We start from the raw sequence: 21,692 nt of genomic DNA on the forward strand, positions 1-21,692 counted from the left end.
GTAAATCACTCAAATCCCTTACTACGTAGGGGATCCCAGTCTCCCATAAAGGTTTTATTATTTAATTCTTTATAAAGGATGTCATATTATATAGGTTATATAACTATATGAGGATTTAATTTGAATCTTGTTCTTAATGAATCCCTGTGGTAATATTTTCATCAGAGTAGTAGTTTCACCTTGTCGCAAGTCAGAAGCCCTATGTGGCGGAATTTATGAGAAACGGGAGTATTATGCCATTTCTAATGATTCCTACCCCACATAGGGCTTTTTGTTTTCTACTCTATTGGCGGATGTAGCGACCCGTATCAATTAAAAGGCTCACACCTATTTGCATCATTGTAATTCTTGATTCCATTGGAATCTCGATCGATGCTTGGGTGTGTATTTTATTTTCAGGAGGTGAAGCCCCTATAGCATATACATATAGCATTAGGGGCGATGAGATGAGTACTATGACGGATTTGTTGTTACAACAAGACGAAGGATCAGTACAAGCCAGTACTGATAAAAATGCGGTTATCGTCAAAATCAAGGATAGGAAGCAATTCTTATCCATGGTGGAAGACGTCGCTAAAGCAGCTGCCACTTCGGATTCGATTCCTGTTCTTGAGATGATCAAGATGGAGATCAAAAAGTCCGTACCGAGAAGAAAGACCGATGGCAGTGGGGAAATGGAAAATGTCCCTGGTAATGCTTTGACGCTAGTTGGCAGCGACGGAACGATAACCATTGTGAAAGCTGTGGCAGCCGTCGAGGGGGCAGAAAACAGCGTAATTGAAGCAGACAGAGAAATCAGTGTGTTGATACCCGCTGTAACCTTCTCTAAAATCTGCAGCAATCTTCCCGCCGGTGATTTTAGGTTAGAGCTTGAAGAAGAGCGACTGACCATAAAGGCAGGCAAAGCAAAGTATCAGCTGGCAACTCAAGATGTCAGTATGTATCCGAACATCCAGACAGAAACAGATGCGGTTTCATTCAGTACCCGCTCCAAAGAATTCTGCTCGGTTATCAAAGAAACCCTATATGCGGTTTCCAAGGATGAATCGAGACCTCAAATCTGCGGCGTACAGTTAAAAGGTACTGATAGTGGTGTACTACTCCAGTCCACCAATCTGAAACTAGCTTCGTTACAGCTTTTGGCGGTTGAAGTGACTCCTTTCGAAGGCATTGTCTCTCACAAGACCGCGAAGCTAATCCTGGAAGTTTTCGATAAGACAGACGGGCCAGTCCGTGTTTCAATTGGGCCGAGTCTGATTACGGTAGCCGGCATCGGTGTCATGATTGTGAGTAAACTGATCACCGGCAACGTGATTGATCTTGAAACGCAGTTGCCCAGATCGTTTGCCTCTGAATGTACCGTTAACCGCAAGGAGCTCGAAGATGCATTCAAACGAGCAATGTCGGTTACAGGAAAAGAACAACGAGGAGTCAACTTCAAACTCGTAAGCGGCGAGTTTCATATTACGGCTAAGGGTGAGCTGGGTAACGGGGAAGAATCCATATTCGTTACTGATGCTACCGGTGATATGAAGGGCTGCGTCGATGCTGAGGTAATGAAGGATACGCTTAAATCGTTGGAAGCATATGAACAAATCCACTTTAGCTGGTTGGAACCCCTGAAGCCCTACATTTTGGCCCCAGTCTTAAAAGATGGTGAATCCTCCAATAGGCGAGCAGTTGTTGTACCGCTTCGCTCTCGTGAGGTGTAACGACATGATGGGGATCATTGAGAACATTAAGCTATCTTGCAGATGCTGCGGACGTGCTCAATCTCAAATTGTAGATGTAAAGGCGTCTGTTAAGGTTCAATGCCCAGAATGCGGACAAACGGAAGAATCTTTTCTTCCGCTGTCTTCTTTCGACAAAGTGGAGGGCCATCCTATTTATAGGGTATTTGAAGCTCGGCTGAAGGACGAGGGAACGATGATTAAGTTCTGCTGCAGCAATGTACGACAACCGAGTCTTGTAGAAGATATCCGGAGCGGGAGATTTCTCATTGACCCCGATACAGCGGTATGTATCTTTGAGACTTTCGATCGGAACGAAGCGCGCAGCATGGCAACCGAGTTCTAATGTATGGAAACAAAGGAGGCATGGGGATCATGGTTATCAGCATGGGAATGGGAATTTACGAAGTTTGCCCTGAAGCTTTAGAGAAGGGGAAGTTTCTCATTTTACGGGTAATCCGTCCAGATATTACAAAGGCATAAAGCGAAATTAAATCTAATCGCCCAGAGTGGGGGCTATCATTCACAGCCCACCACTTATAGGGGCTGCATAGGGAGAATACTTGTATGAACAACAATAAGGCTACTAACGGTGAAATTGTAAAGAACGAACTATCTTCTGCTGACCAATTCGGCTCATTTCTCTCACTAAATCGTTTCTTTGCTCTCCTTGAATCCGGAAAACCTACATTGAGCCAAGCTCAAGATGCTATTCAAGCCCTTTGCAATATGTACGGGGTAAAGGATGAAGAGGAATTACTCCTTAGAGGAGATAGCGAAATTACCACGATTTTTAAAGAGATGAAAGCCAAAATTTTGTCGTTCGTCAGCGTAGAACAGTAATCGACTATTATCTGATAAGGGAGGGAGCCTCGCTAAAAAAGTAATGGCGAGGCGTCACAATATGAAAAATGTCCAATTTCTTGGCTTTGAGTGCACGGTTGAAATTTCCCGCTATGTTAAGGGCGGCGCCGCAATTCAACTCTATGATGCGCAGGACGGTACACCGTTTGCGACAGCAAGCATTTGTGTGCCAGGACTAGAGCTTCCTTCTGAAAGCCATGTAGTGATCAAAAACTATGCGGAAAATGAAGGTATCCTAGATGCATTAGAGGAAGCAGGGATTGTAAAACGGACTGGAGTTTCTGTACGCACTGGGTTTGCTTCATGCCCTGTTGCGGAACTGATCTTGGAACCGGCTCAAGTATGATGTAAGGATATGAGGGTGCTTCGGCATCCTCTATTTTATTTTTACGAAGAAAGGGGTTCCTCTTTATGCATATTCAAATGAACTTGCTGACGTATCAGTCTGACCTGGACAATGAAGCTTATGAATATTTTTACGAGCTGCAGACGATAACCACTACTCGAAGGAGCGAGGCTGGGTATGCCGGTGATCATCGTGGGGAAGCGGCAGTACATAGACTCTATGCGGCTGGGGCAGAGTTGTACAAAGCCAGAAAGAAGGCTCTTGTACCACACGATGAGTTTATTAAGCAAATACTGGAGCTCATTGTTGAGACTTATTGCCTTTCCATTAATGGAAACGTGTTTAGGGATATTTACTTCGTACCTCAAAAGCCTGCTGTCTACCGACCGCGCTTTGCCCGAGACCTGAGGAAAAAGGTGCATGCTGGATTAAGAGTTCCGGCCGACGCACTTCTTGTTTTCTTTGAGTCGGGTGAAAGAGATTATTGTCATTATTTCACAGCGGTCTATATTCATGAAGGTCGATGGTACCAATCCCATCTATGGGACCTCAAAGATAAGGACAAGGTTGAATACAGAGTCAAAAAATTGTATGGGGGAACATTTCAGGCAGATCGTGAAGGACAATTTTGGTCACGTGAAGGTTTCCAAAAGGCAAAGGACGAGAAACGGCTAGATTCTCAGATTGCTGGAGCTGTTTTTTTAAATTATTGGCGTTTTTATGGACGAGATATGGCACTTGAGCGTCTGGGGCTTCCCCCATTGTCGTTGAAGACAGAAGGCGTAAATTGGAGGGATTATTTCTATGGAGTGGTACAAGGATCGGATAGTAGAGATCGGGAGCAAAGTCCATGTGTATCGGAATCTGCATAAGGATTCCATTGTCATTCGTTGTGCGAAGACCGGATTGGTGGCCGGGTACTGTAACACGGTGAGGCTAACCGATGCTCGCTTTTTTGTTTCAGAGAGCGGAAGAGCGAAAGTCTTGGAGAAGCGGGTTCGCTCAGTTCACGCATACGTCGTGGGTACTTTAAATGCCTACGACTTCGAGCTGGAGAGGGAAGGTAAAACTCCTATGACTGAGACCTTTATTAATGAACAGACATGGGAGCCAATTTTTACTGCACCTGAAGTTGTTGTCTCATACGATAGGGCCTTTATAAACAGGACGTTAATATCCACAATCCCGAGCGTGAACATAATGAGCGAGATTGAATGTGGTCAAATGTGCTTGATTGATTATGGTGCATTTCAAAAAGTTGCGACTTATTTAGCATCAGAGAACGGCAATAATGTATTTGTTGATACAAACGGCAAGTTTGTTTTAACAGATCGCTTTTTAACGAAAGGCTCAGTACGCATTAATACGCTTGAGGAGGAGTAAGAACTCCGTTGTCATTGACTAATATTTCATGATACAATGGCAATAAGAATTTTTGGCCCCTTAAGTGATGGGCGTTTGTGTGAAGTCGAAGACCCTATGGGTTGAATTTATGTGCGAAGTGCGCATAAATCTGCTCATGGGGTCTTTTTTGTTATTAAAGGAAAAATCGCTTTCTGTCGAAAGCGTAAGGGGGGATGATATTAAAATGATTTCGGTGAGCTAGTCGAAATTTAAATTGAGTGAGTGCGTAAAATGGCTGCTAAAACTTTTCCGTAATACAAACGGGGTGTTTTAGGAGCTATTTTTTGTTCATAGATATAGCTACATATTCGGTTTAAATCAGTAATCTGAAAACCAAAAACCCCAGAAAGTGCACTATCAACAAGAAATTTATAGAAAGTGATTGATTATATTTACATTTAATGAAATGTCGTAAACCTCAAAAAGTCTTTAACGGTCGTTAAAAGTTTTTATTAGGTTTTCTATAGTCCTGAAAAGCTAAAAGAATAATAATAGTAATGGTGATAAAAATGATGACTACAAAATACAATTTAAGTCAACTGGAGAAGTACTCTACTGGTCTTATTAGCTCACAATATTCAGTAGAAGATTATAAAAAAAATACTGAACATATTACTGGTTCAACGAGAAGAATGTTTTATTTAAAGAATTTTCACCAATACAACTTAATTCTTAAAATATTGCCGGTTCCTGACCGCCTAAAATTAGCGAAAGATTTTAGGGGGTTAAGTAATCAAGACTTAAAAGATAATGGAGTAACTAGTGGTTCCATCACGCGTTTCTTCAATTATGGTGAATCAGAAGAGAGTACAAGTACTTCGGGATTGAAAATTTATATGAATATGTCCATTGCTTTAGAGATACCACCAGAGTTTCTTATTTCAGATAATCCAGCACAATTTAGTTCAGGTTTTATCGAGGGAGTGTTGAATGAAATTCCCGAGATTGGATTGAACAAAATTGGTGAACAATTTGAAGTGTTAGACAAGAACTATTCAGGACGTGATAGTAAACAGCCTAGAACAATTAAGGCCTTCTTTTTAAAAGGACTGGGATTGTCCTTTACGCAGGAACCAGTATTTACAACACTAGATTTTCGTTACGATTTTTTTGAAATTTCTATTTTTATCAGCAGCGAAATCTCTTTCCAGACCCTACTATTATTGAAATTAAAACTGTTATTAGAAAATTTCTGTTTACATAGCTACTATTTTAGTCCGGCTACTCTAAGGCCTAACTTTGTAAAGGTTAATATTATTGGTTATCCAGCATCTTCAACAAAGTCTAGTGCTGAAGAATATGTACAAGAAATAGGCCTTGCATTCCGTGCGATAGAAATCGTTTAGTGAACTTTGTGAGGTTTTCAAGTAAATAAATAAAATCAACTGGCAAACCTCCTGATATGAACCGATCAGGGGGTTTTTACATTGGAGGATAATCGCAAACGAGCATTAGAGCTTCTAGAGACATGGCTAAAAGAAGAGGAGGAGCGAGTAGAACGCTCCGACAATGAAAACAAAGAGAACGATGCAAATTCAAACGCTCATGAAAACAAAGAGTGATGCAGCCATAGCAGCCAAGAAAAGAGTTATTGAGTTGATCATCAAAAGGCTACTATCCAAACCGACTGAATAAAGTCGGTTTATTTTTCTTTTCATTGGGTATAACAGTAATGGGAACAAATGTTCTATTACTTTGGAATGTAGGTGTTTGCATGTTTGATTTTGAGGAAGGTTATGCATTGCTAACTAATAATGGCATTGATTTTGAAGGGAGATTCTACTCATGTAGTGTAGCTCTAAAAAAACAGTGGTTTAGATTAAAATCAGAATCGATTTGTAATGAGGTAACGGTTTATTTCGCTCCTGATTGCCTTGATTGTATTTACATAATTAATCCTAATTCGGAGTTGATATGTTGTAATTTACTGCCTACTCCTAAAGTGCTTCCTGAAGAGTATCTAGTCCAATACTATGCTCGTTTTCAAGAGTTGAAGGATCACAGGGCACAAATAGATGCAGCTAAGAAAGGAAGAAGAAAATGGCTATAGCAATATACCCGCGGGTTTCAACTGGAAGCCAAGCAGCAGATGGTACAAGCTTAGACGTACAGACGGAACTCTGCTTAAAGCGGGTTTCTGATCTCGGCTATTCCTTAATCGATGTAAAGGTATACCGTGAAGAAGGTGCAAGCGGCGAGGACATCGAACGCCCTCAGCTTAACCGGCTTCGGCAGGATATAGCAGCTGGGCTGATAACTCACGTCTTTGTTACTCATCCTGATCGGCTCTCTCGGGATCTTACAGATAAGCTTTTTATTTGTAGAGAGTTTGAGTCCAAAGGAGTTACATTGCTTTTCGTTGATACCGAATATTCTTCAACACCGGAGGGCCAGCTGTTCTTTAACTTAATGAGTGTTATTGCTCAGTACGAGCTAGCACTCATTAAGAAAAGAACGGTGCGCGGCAGGCTTAAAGCAGTTGAACGTGATAAGAAGATTATGCCAATGCGCGTTCCACCGTTTGGTTATAATTTCGAAAACCAAAATCTCGTAATAAACGAAAAAGAGGCAGAGGTTGTTCGGAATATTTATCAGTGGTATATCTTTGATCACTTAACGCTTCGTGAAATTGGAAGTAAACTTTATGATTTGGGCGTATCACCAAAAAGGCAAGAAAGTTGCAATTGGGGATCTTCTTCAATTTCGCGTATTTTAAATTCAGAGGTTTATATCGGTAAATACTATTACAATCGCCGAAAATTCAAAAAGGTTAAAGGTGAGAAAACCAAAGGCGGTGCACCTAAAAAAACTTATGAATTTCGTGAGAAAGGTGACTGGATTTTGGTTGAAATTGAGCCTATCGTTGATTCGGCAATTTTTGAATTAGCACAAGAGCAAAAAGTGAAAAACACTACTAGATCCGGAAATACAAAATATGAATATCTTCTTAAATCAATAATTAGATGTTCACATTGTGGAAGAACTTGGGATTGTACAACCTATGCTTCAAAAGGTTTGTACGATGGTGTGAAAAGAAAGTATACCTGTTATCGATGTCCAAATAAAAACCCAAAGCGTTATGGAAATGGAGTAACAGCTTGTCCTGCAAAGACTTTAAGAGCTGATTTACTTGAGGATTTTATATGGAATCTCATAATGTCAGTGGTATCTGACCCAAATGAGTATATTGCACAGTTAGATATTATGTCGGAGTCGATTGCTAGTGAGATTAAACAAGCTAGTGAGTTAGCAAGAAATCAACTCAATGAAAAGGGGAAAGAAATTGAAAAAATAAAAATAATGTTTATGCGTGATGTAATTAATGAGGAGCAGATGGCAGAAGAGATTGCCAGAATCAATGTTTCTAAGTTGGATCTTCAACGAACTCTAGACAATTATTTATTGCAACTTGAAGGGTTTGAAGAGGGGAATTTGAATGCTGAAAAGATTACATTAGCTACAGAACGCATTAAGGAGTTCATTGGAAGCAATGGCTCAGAACTATCATTTGAAGATAAAAGAAAAATCGTCGAATGGCTTATTGATGAGGTGAGAGTTCATTATCTAGGTAATGAAGTTCAAATTACAATGATTGGCCACTTAGAAAACTTGTTAGCAGAGAAGACCAATAAAGAAACGGATGTTGGTGTAGTGCTGCATAGAAAGTTCAAGTTAAAGCAGGCAAATGTATATAGTCCCATGAAGATAGTTGAGTGGGAGTAGGTTTATAAATGACGATCTTTCATCTTAACTATTTTTTTGAGCAGGGCAAGTATAAGGAAATGAAACAGTGCGAATTCATTACGAGCAGTATTAAGGAAAATGTTCGTCTGTTTCAAATGAATTCTGAAAAAATGAGAATTGAATGGAAGGAAATTGGTGTAGTTAGCAAGTTTGTTTCTAACAAAGAATACGCCTGGGAAAAGGATGCTCTAAAGGAGATGTTTTATGATCTAGGCATTTTGGTTCATGCATGTTCTATTTGTATAGAGAAGTTAAGTGAAGATCAGCTATTAAGATTAATTAATAAAAATATGCTATTAGTAGAGAAATTTGCTCGTTTTAGCCCCAATAAACAATTGAAAAGTACATATAACAATTGGTGGGCTGATATGGATATTCAAGATCAATTGGTGATATGGCATGAATATCATAAAAAACTAGAGATCTTATCTGGAGAGTGGTACAGACTTAGAAAACGTGCGTGCTCTTCAGTAATCCTTCAAAAAGAGAAAAAGGTTGTATCCGATTATGGAACAATCTCTCTTTTAGATATGCAGCCAACTGTTTTAGTTCAACATTTTCTAAGTATCTTTGGGATCAGTGAATTGTTGGATATGGTTGTTATAGATATTTCTAAGGTAGAGGAACTTGCGGCCAGAGGATTTATTTGTATGTCAGAAATCAATAAGTATAGAGAGTTTAAGGACGTTAAATTGAAGTTTTTTCTGATGGAGATCTCAAAAGAGCAGGCGATGTATGAGTTCAATCAAAGGAGACAAAAGTTACTTTCTCATCTTAGTGTAACAAGGTCCCCACAAGTTAATTTAGAAGAGCTAGTTCCAGATGACTTCTTTGTCTAAGTTATAAGGTACAGGCACTTCTAGGCTCCCACCCACATACACTAATACTAAGCTTAAAGCGGAGACTTCCGAACAGCTAAGATCCGCTAACATTGAAGGGGGTGGCTGGAATGCCTGGATTGTTTAGCGCAATAGCCGTATTAATTAAGCAGCTAACCTTACTTGTGTCCTATGTCAAAAATAATGCGTTTCCACAGCCTCTTACCGAGGAAGAAGAAGAACGGCATCTGAGGCTTATGGCAGAAGGTAATGATCACTCTAGGAACAAGTTGATTGAACACAATTTGAGATTGGTCGCCCATATAGTAAAAAAATTCGATAACACAGGAGAAGATCTGGAGGATTTGATCTCGATCGGGACGATTGGTCTAATCAAAGCCATCGAATCGTTCTCGCCGAACAAAGGGACGAAGCTGGCGACTTTCGCAGCGCGTTGTATCGAAAATGAAATACTTATGCACCTTCGCTCGTTGAAGAAAACGCGCAAAGATGTGTCGTTGCATGATCCCATCGGAACGGACAAAGAGGGGAATGAGATTACATTGATCGACATCCTCGGGACGGAAGCGGACGATGTCGTGGATAAGGTTCAGCTTAAGATAGAAAAGAGTAAAATCTATCGCAATCTGGAGATATTGGACGATCGCGAGAAGGAAGTCGTCGTTGGTCGGTTTGGGCTGGAGCTTGGCGGGGAAGAGCGGACGCAGCGGGAGATTGCGAAAGAGCTGGGTATCAGCCGCTCCTATGTGTCGCGGATTGAGAAACGGGCGCTCATGAAGCTGTATCATGAGTTTTATAAGGCGAAGCGGTAAGGGGCGATCAGTCGGAAGAGTCGCATACTTCATTTATTTGGTTTCAGATAATGGAGGCGAAGAGGATGACCTTAATTCAGCTCCAGCATGTGAGCAAGAACTATGTGATGGGCGGAGAAACGATACGTGCGTTGGACGGTGTTTCGTTAGAGATAGATCACGGCGAGTTCGTGGCGATCATGGGGCCATCGGGGTCGGGAAAGTCGACGTTGATGAACATCTTAGGTTGCTTGGACGTTGCGGATTACGGGACGTATGTGCTGGATGGGAAGGCGATCAATCAGATGAAGGATGCTCAGATGGCTGAGATTCGGAATCGGAAGATCGGATTCGTCTTCCAGAGCTTCAATCTGCTGCCACGGCTTAATGCGTATGAAAATGTGGAGTTGCCGCTTATATATCGGGGTATGAGCAAGAAAGAGCGGGAGCCGCTAGTAATGCAGGCTATGGAAGATGTAGATTTAGTGGACCGCAGGCGGCATCTGCCTTCGGAGCTGTCCGGCGGGCAGCAGCAGCGGGTTGCGATTGCCCGGACGCTAGCAGGAGATCCAGCGATTATTTTGGCGGATGAGCCGACAGGGGCGTTGGATTCGAGGACTGGTGCTGAGATTTTGGATATTTTTAAGAGTTTGAATGAGCAGGGTAGGACGATCATTTTGATTACGCATGATCTGGCGATTGCACAGCAGGCGAAGCGGGTTGTGTATTTTCGGGATGGGCGGTTGAGTGAGGTTGGATAGGTTGAATAAGAACTGGGACTCCATTAGGAGTGCCGGTTTCTTTTTGATTTACTCGATATTCGAAAGGCCTTTCTGCAGATGGGCTCTTGAAGCGGGCCGATGAAGCTATGTATTTCTCTAAGTCAAATGGTGAAAATCGTGTCACGGGGTTCATGTCTGCACCTTTTGAGTGGTTTCCAGACATTTTCAAAGAGATACATGATAAGTTAGTCAATAGTGAACTTGAACATCTTGAAAAAGTATTGGGACAACGTTGATATTATGCCGTTCAAGAATACATCGATCAGATATGGTCATAGCAGGCGATCCGTACTTTGGAGAGCTAGAAGGAAAATAAAGATCGTTAGTGGAAAATAAAGTCCGTTAATGGAAAATAGAGTTCGTTAGTGAATGTTTCCTTTTGTAAACATTCACTCTTTTTTCTTTTGGGGTTCGTTAATTAATTTATGGTTATGCGATTCGTAAGTAAGGGGGAAAACATAGCGCCACGTATATTCGGCATTTCCATAAAATATAAAATTACTCTCACCACCATCACTATAAAACATCTGATATACAATCCCCTGTCGTTAATGGAAAATAAAGTCCGTTAGTGGATGTTTACTTTTGTGAACATTCACTTTTTCGCGTTTAAGGGGTCAGGAAATACGTGCGACCTGCTGGATTCAGATCTTTCACGGCGATGGAGCTTTCTTTGACTCCTAGAGCCAGGACATTGTATCCTTTATCAAAATTGTACGGCGAACTGCTGCTCCAGGTAATGCGCACATCACCGTTCTGCGCTGCGCCAAGCTGCCAGCTCAACTTGATCGTGCAGTCCGTCATCCGCTCCGCTCCAGCGGATACGGGGCTGAGCTGCTGCTGTATGAGCCCTGACAAAATGCTAACTTTGCTACTATATTTAGCTTGAAACAATAACAGACTTTCGTTTTGCTTTGGATTGACCATATAGGTATAATATGGATAATAGACTAGATGCTAGAAGATTAAATGAAGGGGTCATCCGAAATGACAATGAAGTTCGTGTTGAAAATAGGTATTCCTTTCATGCTCTTGCTGTTCATGTTTTTCTTGGTCTATCAAGCTACCTTGGCGTGGAACCCGTTAGCAATACAAAAGAAAACCGTTGCATTCTTAAATGCAATTAAGACTCAAGAGTATAGGGAAGCTGAAAGATTGTTTGACGGGTCGATAGATAAGAATACCTGGGTGGACGAAATTCAGAAACTGCATGAGAAAGAAGGATTTAAACTCCTGGCATATGAAAATGTAAAAGCCGATTATGACGATGGAACTTTCGGAACAGGGCATTCAGATCTGACTATCGAGGTTGATGGAAAACCGTTGAAAGTTATGGCTATTCTCACATTCAGTTCAAGAGGTAAACCTAAGCAAATTTGTGCTGTTCATCCTTCAGGAACAAAACCCGGTTCAATCTCGGAAATAGTAGTATGGAACCAACTGGTCTGTGGTGCTTCTTTCTAAACATTTTTATTAAACTAACTGGGAACAAGAGTTAAGTAAATGTAACATAATTGAAATCTTATTTTCATGTGGCATTAATGAATCAAGCATAGAATAAAAGTCGACCCCCTTTAAAATATAAAACTTAGACCCTCAGCCCGTTGCTGTGGGTCCTTTTTTTGCTATTCAACTATAGGGCAGGAGAAGCTGAACACTATCGAATATAACTTAAGGGTTCGGAAAATTCATGATATTATTAATGGAAAATAACATCTAGAAATAATATTTTTTTTTCGATTGTTGAAATAGAAGGAGGATTAATATTGAAAAAATTCGCGGGACTACTATTATCCATTTTCTCAATAAGCATTTTAATGATCGTATGTAATGGAAACAATCCAAAGACTCTTTCTTTAGAACACGAACAAATAAAGTTCATTTCAATCAGTAACAATCAAGGATATAACAAGACACTGGAGGACTCGAACCAAATATTAATTGTTTTAAATGCCATTGAGAAAGCAGAAAAGCTTGAGGAAGTATTAAATCCTACTACTCCAAATCGAACACCTGATGAAGACTATATTCTGGGAGTTCACTACGATTCAGCAGTGAAACATGATGCTTTAAACTCTGTTTTTGTCTGGTTTGATAAAGAGAAGAATGAAGTGAAAATAGCACCTATTCAAAAGGGAACCACTAATATTTATAAGCTGACATCGGAATCAGCGCAAGAGATTAAAAAGTTGATTTAGTTCAAATAACTGAGTAAAGGGGGATTACAATGTGGAGAACAAGTTGAACTCGAAAGAAAAAAGAAAGCAAGAACGTGAATTACTCGATGAATATCACAAATTGGTAACTGAACAAGCCCTTGAGCCATTGTTCCTATCGTTTTTGGAATGGAAACAAGGGACCTTGCCATATTTCGAACTTACCGAACTAATCCACATATTCCATAAAAAGAATCAGGAGATCTACAAGGAATTTGAATATACAGGTCGCAATGAACTCGTTCTTCTTGCAAAGATGAAATTGGGACGATTAACTAAAGAGGATATTTCAGAATATGGATGGCTTTTGGAACGATGGGGGTACGAGGACAAAAACAGATAAACTTATCTAATAAATTGCTCTATCAGAGAACAGGTTGTAGTGAGTGTTGCTTGTTCGCTTAGGGACGGGCAGTATAAGGTAGGGGTCTTGAGTTGATAATGAAGGATACAACACAACATTTAATAGGAAGAAAATGAACCCAAAGGAAATCACAGGAGCGAGAACATGACAATGAGGAAAATGATTAAGTCCATTCTTATAAAAGTAGTAATCGCCACTATCTTGACAATCATACTCAGCGCTGTTCTTTATTTTTTAGATCTAGGTCCAAATCCGGTTGGAATTTTTATCGTTATTATGATTATACTCTTCTTTTGGGATTGGATATTATGGGGAATTATAAATCGATGATTAACTAGATTGAACTAAAGCAAACCGATAGGAGTTAAATAAGCACAAAAAACAGCCTACCGCGCTTATTACGAACGGGCAGGATAATTGAAACGTTAAATGACCAGAACTCGTAATTAAAAAGCATACTGAATGAAGGGTGGAGCTAAGCCTGTACGAGTACAAATATGTAGAAACTTCATTAGGTGGATTTTTCTCATCCGCAACACATCGAGACACAATAGATGAACATGCGAAAGACGGTTGGAGATTAGTACAGGTTCTACCGACACATTATAATGGTCATGGAAAACCGACAGATTATGAAATTATTTTTGAACGGGTTATTCAAAATGAGTAACTAGTTACCCACGAGGCTGCCGCGGATCGCACGGTAGCCTCGTTAAGCTAAAGGGCAGGTTTCTTCAATGGTTTCGTCGAATACTCAAATGAGTTCTTTTTCCGACGAAAGGAGAGTTATCATGAAAAACAATCTTTCAGTTATAAAAAGAGTTCCAACGATAACAGAATTTACAAAACTTTGTTGTGCGGTTGGCTGGAAAGATTATATGAATTTCGAAGTTGCAGAAGAATCTTTAAACCAATCACTATTTGGTATAATTGTCCAATACCAAGAAGAAGTAGTTGGAATGGGCAGGGTAATTGGCGACGGGAGAATCTATTTTTACATACAAGATATAGCAGTCTTACCTGAGCATCAAAACAAAGGAATAGGCAAATTAATAATGGAAACTATCAAAGAATACTTAAAGGAAAATGCTCCTGAAAAATCATTTATCGGTTTGTTTGCATCACAAGGTAAAGAATCTTTTTATAATAAATACGGCTTTAAAAAGCATGAAGGAATGACAGGAATGTTCGGTGTAATTCAAGATAATGATGTTAAGTAAGAGTATTTGTTAACCTAACGAAGGAACAATAGTTTAAACAGTGAAGGGCTGACGCTAACGCAAAACGAGTGAAGGAGCTTGCTTGGCGGCAGCTCTTTTTTTGTTCATTTAAGTAACGGGAAGTTTTGATTGGCACACCAAAAACTCTTATCAAATGGTAAAATGAGTAAAGTGTAAGCAAGCAATGGGACAGAACAAGTGGTTGGGGTGGAAAGAGATGGAGAACGCAGATAGCAAAACTCATGATTTATTTACTGATAAAGACTATATTTGGTGCTTAGTCGGTAATGTTTTAAGTGAAGGCGTTTATCTAGAAGGAAATAAAGAAATTGAGTTCAATGGAACCAAACAGTTTAAGCCTGAAACAAAAGTGTATTGTTCTCCTTATATATGGGGCGACGGATATGAAAGGATTAGAGTGATTGGAAGAGCTCAGGATAACAACAAATTCATATCTACCATAATGGAGTCCAAATATATAACGAATTGGAGAAGGCAGAAAGTGTTTACCCCTTATATCATAAGGAAAAACAGCACTGAAATGGATAAATGGGACAATACCGAAGTATCAAAGAATATGATTGACGAAATGCTTACATGGTTGCCTGAAAGAACAATAAAGCCTAAATTAGATTGAAATACGAAGTTCAACTAACGAGGAACAATAGCTCAACCATGCAAGGCTGCCAGCTCGATTGGTAGCCTTGTTGCAAACAGCAGTAATCTGCAGTTGGGTTATTAAATAAATCTTATATAATATTAAAAAGCCAGTTATAGTTGGTTATAGAATAGGTTTAGTTTTATAGTGCATTCAATTGGAACCTGAGGGCTCTTTGTTTTGTCTATTTAATAGAGGTGATAATTATTGGTTAATGAACATCTGCGATATATATCTCAAATGAATATTTTTACATTGGATGAGCTAATGAAACAGTACGGACAGGATGTGTGGAATTATGCATACTTTTTAGTCAAAAATTATGAAATGACGGATGACATCACACAAGATGTATTCCTGAACGTGTACCGCAATATCACTTCATACCGAGGAGAGGCGACCGTCAAGACATGGCTGCTGAAAATTACACGTAACATTAGTTACAACTACCTAAATGCTGCTTTTTTCCGTAAAGTTACGTTACTTGATTTCATTGAGAGGAAGGAAATTCAGCCGTCAGCGGAACACACCTTTCTAGATCAAGAAATTGCTAATGGAATCTGGAAAATGGTACTTAAATTGCCGGCTAAATTCCGGGAAGTATTGATTCTGGATGCTAAATACGAACTCAGCGTGATGGAGATTGCCAAACTGCTAGACGTGTCGGTAGGAACTATCAAATCACGCTTGTTCCGGGCACGTGCCAAAATTTCTGCCATGCTAGAGGAGGAGATCGCCTATGAGAGAGTCTAAACCGGATTGGTATAAAAAGCTGCAGGGCGAACCTTTTAAAAAGCGTACCTTCACAGATCATTTAGCGGCGAGCATCAAACATAAGGCAGTATCACCGGAATCGAAGAGATCAGGTATGAGGTGGATTTATGGGATTGGCGCATGCGCAACGTTCGCAGCATTGATCATTTTTGCAGGTCAAAAAGGCTTTATTTTGCCGGATTCATTTAATCAAACTTCTGCAACTGCCTATAAAAGTACCATCCCGAATTATGAAACCATTCATGATCGAATGTTGAACGCGATCGATAACTATAAAGACATTAAGGGTACATACAAAATAGGCAATCAAACGGTCGAATTTGAAGTCGCCGAAGGCGATTCTCCCGGTAGTTATACCAAAATGACTGAAAACAACGGGCAAGTTGTTGAGATAATTTCCGATGGAGTCAATGTCCTTAATTTAAATCATCAGTCCAAGACATTTCGAAAACATGTGAACCCAACTTCGGAACCAGTGAAAGGACCCCGTATTTATAGAAACGAAAATGGAACTATGAATTACATTCACCGTCCTGATCCTGCTACAGCGGCATCAGCGTTGGTTACCTTCCCTGAAAACTATGCATTTATGTTGACGGATGGAATCAAAACCGGGCAGGAAAAATATTTGGAAAGGGATGCTACTATTATCGAGGGCAAACCAAACGAAGATCTTCCCAAAAATTTCGGTGCCAACCATTTTAAAATGTGGGTGGACTCAGAGACGGGTGTATTGTTAAAAGTAATCGGGACCAATGAGAAAAATGAAGTGGTTCATAGCTTGGAGGTGATTTCCATTCAGATTAATAAAGGCGTCGATCGAAGCAAATTCTCAATGGATGTGCCGTCCGGATGGAAATCCGATACTGGTGGAGGGTATGTGGTCCACAACGGATATTATTACATGAAAACGGGTGAAACTGTCAAAGCGGAGATGATTGGAAAGCAAATCGGTAAGGTGATGCGGATCGGTGATTGGTCCATCAAAAAAGAAGGAGATACAAATGAATTTGTACCGGATTCAGGTATGTTTGCTCTTAAAGGAGTCGATACCAAAGTAAAAATGGTTATTAAGGTGAACAAAAGCTCTAGACGGGTCGATCCGAAGGATGCCGTTTATGAATATCAGGTTGTAATGCGTGATAATCCAGTAGAACAAGTTGATAAATCGAAGTTAATGGGTGCTAAGAACGACCCTGAAGAAGTTACTGCGGTAATCGAAAATATTAGAAAGGTCGATCCAGATCTGTATGAGTTCAAAGGAAATGATAAACAGGTAACGTTAATTGGCGCATCTTATGTGAAAGAAGGAACGTCTGATACCTTATGGTTTGGAACGTATTTGACTTATAGGCTACCTGAAGCTGACTATAAAGAGCAGAACAATCAGTTAGCAATCCAGGGCATCGTTGAGGTTTCCGAGTATAGCGAAGAGATTAAACAACAAGGAAAATTCAAGGGGAACTCGGTTTTCAGACAAGATTCATTCCAAGCATCATTAAATATCCAGGAAGAGTTTGAACTAAACGGACTCCACTGGAAGCGTTATGTAACCAAAAATAAAGATGGCGACAGTATTTATGTCGGGCAGCAAGGTAACCAATATTACGAGATCCATCTTCAAGGGAAGATTAGTGATCAACAAATGAAAGATCTCCTTCACCATTTTGTTCCTTCTGGATCATAATAAGAGTGATCCATGGGTAAGGTACAAGAAAAAGAGGCTGGGTTTTGAGATACAAAGCTTTTTGATATCAATTTGCCTATTATTACTGATGCTCCTTTGATGACGTCTGAATTGGAAACGGTAATTCAAATTCATTAAGGCTGCTAAGGTGTGTTGTCTGGTAAACTGAAATGTTTAATCATCTGAACAAAAAGACTGAAATTTGTGCAGTTGTTACGCTAACGGAAACTATAGCTAAATAGCAGAATGGCTGCCGTGTCATGGCAGCCATTCGCTTAGTTAACGGGCAGATTAACGAAAACAATTGTTTTTATTGATATACTTTATTATAAAAGTTTTCGGAGGAATAAAGATGGATAAAGACTTTGACCTTTTTGAAAAGGTACTAAGCCTGATTAATTCTAATGGGGAACTGTTAAAGGAAAAATTATCGAATAAGACGATTTCCTTTTTAGCTGACTATAAGATTCCTAATGGTATAACAGGATTTTTAAATCGTTTTTCTTTTGAACGAGCTATAAGATTCAAACATGTATCCTTTTATCAAGTCAATGAAATGCCTGATGAAAATTTATATGAGCAAAATCAAAGGTGTATTGCTGAAAAGCTGCTTATAATTGGCTGGGGTTTAAACGGTGATTTCATTGTGTTGGATTTAGAAAACCTAAAAGTAGGGTATGTATTCCATGATGATTTATGGGAAGATGAATCCGTTAATCCAAGAGACATTTTTATAAATCTAAATTGTTCAATTGGTGAGTTTTATTATAATGCGATTACAGTTGAAGATTTCCCTGTCGATGGGTACGAAGCAGAAAAATTTATAGAAAATAACTAATCAATGCTTCCCTTTATTAAGCTAACGCATCAATCCAAACAAAGAAAGTCCTGCAGGTTTTTAGAGGAAAGGAAAAGATTTGAATGAATAGGAAAAGTGTGGTTGCCGGGATAATTTTATCCTTGTCTGTACAGATGATCGTATATTTCGCAATTGTAGCTATTACTAATCTCGGTAACGTGCAGGGGCCTCCAGAAGATTTTCAATATCACAATTCTTACTTCGTCGTGATACATCTTGATCCATTCGTATATTGCCCGGTGACAAGAACTTGATCTCATTAAAGGTCGCATAAAATAGCGGATTTTTCATTTTATGGGATCAAGTTGTCCATGAGGGCGTAGATGACACCGTCGCCGCCGGAGAACACCTGTTTGGCTTTCCACCCGTTGCCGACCTTCACGCCCTCATTGGCCGCCCATGCAAAGCTGCCATCGAACCGACCGTCGTGGCGATACCAAAGCAGGTCGCCGTTGTCCATGAGAGCGTAGATGACACCGTCGCCGCCGGAGAACACCTGTTTGGCTTTCCACCCGTTGCCGACCTTCTTGCCCTCATTGGCCGCCCATGCAAAGCTACCATCGAACCGACCGTCGTGGCGATACCAAAGCAGGTCGCCGTTGTCCATGAGAGCGTAGATGACACCGTCGCCGCCGGAGAACACCTGTTTGGCTTTCCACCCGTTGCCGACCTTCTTGCCCTCATTGGCCGCCCAAGTGAAGCTGCCGTCGCCCCGACCATCGTGGCGATACCAAAGCAGGTCGCCGTTGTCCATGAGGGCGTAGATGACACCCAGCGCTTGCACCCTCAAAGGATGTGTTGATGAGGTGCCAACGTCGCGTACCTCGAACTCCACCCACACGTGGTCGGCCGCACTTCGAAAAAGCAGTGGAAAGAAGGGCGAGCCGATGAAAGGGGTTCCAGCGACGATACCGGTCGTTAGCGACTCGGCGATGAGATTCTCGTGGGACCCCATGTTTCCCACGGCAACCTTGACGGTGTAGGTGCGAAACGGTTGCGTCACGTTCGACCGCGTCTCCTCTGAGTCAGCCCTGAAATCCCCGTAGTATGGCCGCGAACACCAGAGGTGGATCTTCTCGCTGCGGACCCCGACATTGCCATCCGGGGGGATGTCCACCAGGAAATCTGCCCAAGCCTTGGTGCCCTGCATGAATGTGTCTGACTCTGACCTCCAAGTGCCCTCTTTCCCGGGCTGAAGATCCTTCAGGTTTGACGGCAACCATGGATCCTGCCAGGTGCCATATTCGTGTCCGTCTGTGATCCAGCGAAGGGGAAAGCTCGATCTGTTGCGTAATGTGACTTGGACAAGACGTGCTGGCATATATATCACTCCTTCTATGCATTGATCGCTTTTGTAATAGCATATCAGAATTAATTTGGAAAGAATGTCGATTCACGAGAGCGAATATCCTTTTTCTGAAACAGCTAAGTAAAAGGTTCACCCTCTTCAGCGAGATAGTTTTCTCCCCTTGCGTTGAACTAACACAGAACAATAGTTCAATATCAATAGGGCCTCGTGCAGACCTTTGCACAGCCTTTAAAACCAAGATAATAATGTACGAGAGGATGATACAATGTCGATGTCGAAGAGAAAGCAGAATTGGGTTATATCTATCACGACATTGTTAGTGATTTATTTGTTTTTCTTTCCCACTCCAACGGCGGAATTAGCGGTTAGGAAGCATTTATTCTTCTCTCTCCATCCGATTAAGGTTTTCAGTGCTCAAGTTAAAGGGACGGGAAGTACTTCTTTTGGGGGAGCGAAATTGTACTATGTAGGTGATGTATCCCGATCTTATATTTGGGTGAAGAAGAATAGGTTAGGTTATCGTGTGATTGCGGATGGAACTGGACCATGATTTTTACGAACACACTGCGGTCCAATGCCGACAGACAACAGTGGGGGGGGAGGAAGTTTGAGTTTTTGGGGTAAGAGGGTTAATAAGGTTTAATGCCTGTTCAACTTAACGGAAACTGATAGTGAAGGAGCTCACCTCGCGGCAGCTCCTCTTTTTGTTCATTCAAGTAACGGGCAGTAGAGAGTGATGGATTGCCAGTGGATATGCAGTTCAAAGTTAGCTTTGGGTTACTTTCCCAAGCTCTTATTCTGTAGGAATTATTTATAAATAAACTTTGACCATTCAGATGAAACTTTATTAAATTCTTTTTTTATTTCATCAAACCTATTATTTTTTTTATCGCTTCCAAATACGCATGATATTCGTTTAAGAGAAGTTTTTTTCAAGACATCAATATAATCTTCTGGTTGCATGTTGTTTGCAAATAAATGGATGAATTCCTCTAATGCAGGTGCTGATTCTAAGTTGCTAACATCTTTAAGACCTTTCATATTTTCCAGAGATATGTTCCTCAAGTTTTTTAAGTTATCGAACGAAGGCAACTGTTCAATGTTAGGTAAAGATTGTAAAAAGAGGTTTTGTAAACCGTTCAGTGTGGAAATAAACCCAACATCTGATAACCCTCTAATCTGCCACAGTTCAAGATATTTAATATTCGTTAAACCTTCTATTGCTGAAAAATTATTAATCCCCCCGAGCTTTATATCCAAGGACCACATCTTCTTTAACGGGACTAAGTAATTCAAATCTGGTGTTGTTATCGACCTCAATGTTACATCTTCCAAATTTGTTAGGCCACTGAGAACATCTATATTTTTATGTTGTCCTTCTATATAGATTTTCCTTAGCATTGTAAACCTTGATAAAGGAACTAAGTCGGGTTTCTTTGATTTTGTTGCTCCTAGAACTAACCGTTCTAAAGTGTCTGGAACTCCATTTAGAAAGTCGAAGTTTTCAAGTTTATATATACCAATCTCTAACTCCTTCAAATTTCTCAAATGGACTAAATTATGCATACCTTTTGCGTCCATTAAACAGTCTGCTGAAAATCGCTTGAGATTTGTTAAAGAAGAAACAAAGCTTAAATCGCAAGTAGAGCTGTAAAATCCATATGCACGAAGACAAATATCATTTCTGACGGAAAATAATAAATCATTAAGTAATCGGAAAGTTGCAGGGTCAACTTCATTAGAGAATTGAACAACTTTTAAAGAGTTATCAGCTGCCAGAGATTGTACTTCTTCTTGATTTAACGAATTATGAATATCAACTCTATCTTTAGAAATTTGAGTGAACATGTGGCACCTCTTGTGTTTAAGTATCAGGAAACATAGTATAAATGAACGTAAATTGCAATTGATTATACCATATGCTGGAATACGCATGTTATTGTACCGCTCAAATTCACCCCATTATCGCTTAGAAGTGTATACCCCTTATCTGAAACTGACAAGTACTAATAACGTCGCTCAACTAACGGAAACGATAGTAGAGGAGTTTGCTATGTGGCAGCTCCTCTTTCTATTTAAGTAACGGGCAGAATCAATCAGAAGAA

Annotated in this window: 26 protein-coding genes; 23 read left to right on the plus strand and 3 right to left on the minus strand. The window is 40.3% G+C overall.

Features of this window, described 5'->3' with window-relative positions; genetic code table 11:
* Window positions 1–446 precede the first annotated feature (446 nt).
* The 13 genes from QFZ78_RS00415 to QFZ78_RS00475 all read left to right on the plus strand — a co-directional run bounded on the left by QFZ78_RS00415 (window position 447) and on the right by QFZ78_RS00475 (window position 10,479).
* Window positions 447–1,712: a DNA polymerase III subunit beta gene (locus QFZ78_RS00415; protein WP_307544394.1), complete on the plus strand. Its 1,266-nt coding sequence runs from the start codon at window positions 447–449 to the stop codon at window positions 1,710–1,712.
* A 4-nt stretch (window positions 1,713–1,716) separates the two neighbouring features.
* Window positions 1,717–2,076 (plus strand): hypothetical protein, encoded by a 360-nt coding sequence (locus tag QFZ78_RS00420; RefSeq protein WP_307544396.1) that lies wholly within the window; start codon window positions 1,717–1,719, stop codon window positions 2,074–2,076.
* A 221-nt stretch (window positions 2,077–2,297) separates the two neighbouring features.
* Window positions 2,298–2,573 carry a hypothetical protein gene (locus QFZ78_RS00425; RefSeq protein WP_307544397.1) on the plus strand — a complete coding sequence of 92 codons (276 nt, stop codon included), beginning with the start codon at window positions 2,298–2,300 and terminating at the stop codon, window positions 2,571–2,573.
* Between the two features lie 61 nt (window positions 2,574–2,634).
* Window positions 2,635–2,940, plus strand: a complete 306-nt coding sequence (locus QFZ78_RS00430) for a hypothetical protein (protein ID WP_307544399.1) — start codon at window positions 2,635–2,637, stop codon at window positions 2,938–2,940.
* A 65-nt stretch (window positions 2,941–3,005) separates the two neighbouring features.
* Window positions 3,006–3,812 (plus strand): hypothetical protein, encoded by an 807-nt coding sequence (locus QFZ78_RS00435; protein ID WP_307544401.1) that lies wholly within the window; start codon window positions 3,006–3,008, stop codon window positions 3,810–3,812.
* Complete coding sequence (locus QFZ78_RS00440; RefSeq protein WP_307544402.1) at window positions 3,793–4,323, plus strand: hypothetical protein; 531 nt, start codon at window positions 3,793–3,795, stop codon at window positions 4,321–4,323. Before QFZ78_RS00435 ends, QFZ78_RS00440 begins: the two co-directional genes overlap by 20 nt.
* A gap of 530 nt (window positions 4,324–4,853) precedes the next feature.
* Window positions 4,854–5,690, plus strand: a complete 837-nt coding sequence (locus QFZ78_RS00445) for a hypothetical protein (RefSeq protein ID WP_307544404.1) — start codon at window positions 4,854–4,856, stop codon at window positions 5,688–5,690.
* A gap of 81 nt (window positions 5,691–5,771) precedes the next feature.
* Window positions 5,772–5,906, plus strand: coding sequence for a hypothetical protein (locus QFZ78_RS00450; protein WP_307544406.1), 135 nt, complete (start codon window positions 5,772–5,774; stop codon window positions 5,904–5,906).
* A 110-nt stretch (window positions 5,907–6,016) separates the two neighbouring features.
* Complete coding sequence (locus tag QFZ78_RS00455) at window positions 6,017–6,394, plus strand: hypothetical protein (protein WP_307544408.1); 378 nt, start codon at window positions 6,017–6,019, stop codon at window positions 6,392–6,394.
* Window positions 6,385–8,067 (plus strand): recombinase family protein, encoded by a 1,683-nt coding sequence (locus QFZ78_RS00460; protein ID WP_307544410.1) that lies wholly within the window; start codon window positions 6,385–6,387, stop codon window positions 8,065–8,067. Before QFZ78_RS00455 ends, QFZ78_RS00460 begins: the two co-directional genes overlap by 10 nt.
* Before the next feature lie 8 nt (window positions 8,068–8,075).
* The gene (locus tag QFZ78_RS00465; RefSeq protein ID WP_307544412.1) at window positions 8,076–8,927 is read left to right on the plus strand and encodes a hypothetical protein; all 852 of its coding nucleotides are present in this window, start codon (window positions 8,076–8,078) and stop codon (window positions 8,925–8,927) included.
* Window positions 8,928–9,037: 110 nt separating this feature from the next.
* Window positions 9,038–9,739 carry an RNA polymerase sporulation sigma factor SigK gene (sigK, locus tag QFZ78_RS00470; RefSeq protein ID WP_173191367.1) on the plus strand — a complete coding sequence of 234 codons (702 nt, stop codon included), beginning with the start codon at window positions 9,038–9,040 and terminating at the stop codon, window positions 9,737–9,739.
* Window positions 9,740–9,804: 65 nt separating this feature from the next.
* Window positions 9,805–10,479: an ABC transporter ATP-binding protein gene (locus QFZ78_RS00475; protein WP_307544415.1), complete on the plus strand. Its 675-nt coding sequence runs from the start codon at window positions 9,805–9,807 to the stop codon at window positions 10,477–10,479.
* A 630-nt stretch (window positions 10,480–11,109) separates the two neighbouring features.
* Here the strand turns inward: QFZ78_RS00475 and QFZ78_RS00480 are convergent.
* Window positions 11,110–11,358, minus strand: coding sequence for a hypothetical protein (locus QFZ78_RS00480; RefSeq protein ID WP_307544417.1), 249 nt, complete (start codon window positions 11,356–11,358; stop codon window positions 11,110–11,112).
* 129 nt (window positions 11,359–11,487) lie between these two features.
* On the opposite strand from QFZ78_RS00480, the gene QFZ78_RS00485 reads away from it, so the two are divergent.
* The 9 genes from QFZ78_RS00485 to QFZ78_RS00525 all read left to right on the plus strand — a co-directional run bounded on the left by QFZ78_RS00485 (window position 11,488) and on the right by QFZ78_RS00525 (window position 18,257).
* Entirely contained in the window at window positions 11,488–11,964 is a 477-nt protein-coding gene (locus QFZ78_RS00485; protein WP_307544419.1) for a hypothetical protein, read from the plus strand.
* 302 nt (window positions 11,965–12,266) lie between these two features.
* Entirely contained in the window at window positions 12,267–12,698 is a 432-nt protein-coding gene (locus QFZ78_RS00490; RefSeq protein ID WP_307544421.1) for a YhfM domain-containing protein, read from the plus strand.
* A gap of 31 nt (window positions 12,699–12,729) precedes the next feature.
* Entirely contained in the window at window positions 12,730–13,059 is a 330-nt protein-coding gene (locus QFZ78_RS00495) for a hypothetical protein (protein ID WP_307544423.1), read from the plus strand.
* A gap of 490 nt (window positions 13,060–13,549) precedes the next feature.
* Entirely contained in the window at window positions 13,550–13,750 is a 201-nt protein-coding gene (locus QFZ78_RS00500; protein ID WP_307544425.1) for a DUF4177 domain-containing protein, read from the plus strand.
* Window positions 13,751–13,871: 121 nt separating this feature from the next.
* Window positions 13,872–14,300: a GNAT family N-acetyltransferase gene (locus QFZ78_RS00505; RefSeq protein WP_307544427.1), complete on the plus strand. Its 429-nt coding sequence runs from the start codon at window positions 13,872–13,874 to the stop codon at window positions 14,298–14,300.
* A 217-nt stretch (window positions 14,301–14,517) separates the two neighbouring features.
* Window positions 14,518–14,937, plus strand: a complete 420-nt coding sequence (locus QFZ78_RS00510) for a hypothetical protein (protein ID WP_307544428.1) — start codon at window positions 14,518–14,520, stop codon at window positions 14,935–14,937.
* A gap of 261 nt (window positions 14,938–15,198) precedes the next feature.
* Entirely contained in the window at window positions 15,199–15,711 is a 513-nt protein-coding gene (locus QFZ78_RS00515; RefSeq protein ID WP_307544902.1) for an RNA polymerase sigma factor, read from the plus strand.
* Window positions 15,698–17,419 (plus strand): sigma-E factor regulatory protein RseB domain-containing protein, encoded by a 1,722-nt coding sequence (locus QFZ78_RS00520; protein ID WP_307544430.1) that lies wholly within the window; start codon window positions 15,698–15,700, stop codon window positions 17,417–17,419. Before QFZ78_RS00515 ends, QFZ78_RS00520 begins: the two co-directional genes overlap by 14 nt.
* A gap of 352 nt (window positions 17,420–17,771) precedes the next feature.
* Window positions 17,772–18,257, plus strand: a complete 486-nt coding sequence (locus QFZ78_RS00525) for a hypothetical protein (protein WP_307544432.1) — start codon at window positions 17,772–17,774, stop codon at window positions 18,255–18,257.
* Between the two features lie 313 nt (window positions 18,258–18,570).
* Here the strand turns inward: QFZ78_RS00525 and QFZ78_RS00530 are convergent, their stop codons facing one another.
* On the minus strand, window positions 18,571–19,599 hold the full coding sequence (locus tag QFZ78_RS00530; RefSeq protein ID WP_307544433.1) for a tachylectin-related carbohydrate-binding protein: 1,029 nt from the start codon (window positions 19,597–19,599) through the stop codon (window positions 18,571–18,573).
* Window positions 19,600–19,858: 259 nt separating this feature from the next.
* Here QFZ78_RS00530 and QFZ78_RS00535 point away from each other — a divergent pair, with 259 nt between their 5' ends.
* Window positions 19,859–20,137: a hypothetical protein gene (locus QFZ78_RS00535; RefSeq protein ID WP_171640638.1), complete on the plus strand. Its 279-nt coding sequence runs from the start codon at window positions 19,859–19,861 to the stop codon at window positions 20,135–20,137.
* A gap of 257 nt (window positions 20,138–20,394) precedes the next feature.
* On the opposite strand, the gene QFZ78_RS00540 is transcribed toward QFZ78_RS00535, so the two are convergent.
* A complete protein-coding gene (locus QFZ78_RS00540) occupies window positions 20,395–21,435 on the minus strand; it encodes a leucine-rich repeat domain-containing protein (protein WP_307544436.1) in 1,041 nt (346 codons plus the stop codon).
* Window positions 21,436–21,692 lie beyond the last annotated feature (257 nt).

Source organism: Paenibacillus sp. V4I5, assembly GCF_030817255.1.
GTDB lineage: Bacteria > Bacillota > Bacilli > Paenibacillales > NBRC-103111 > Paenibacillus_E.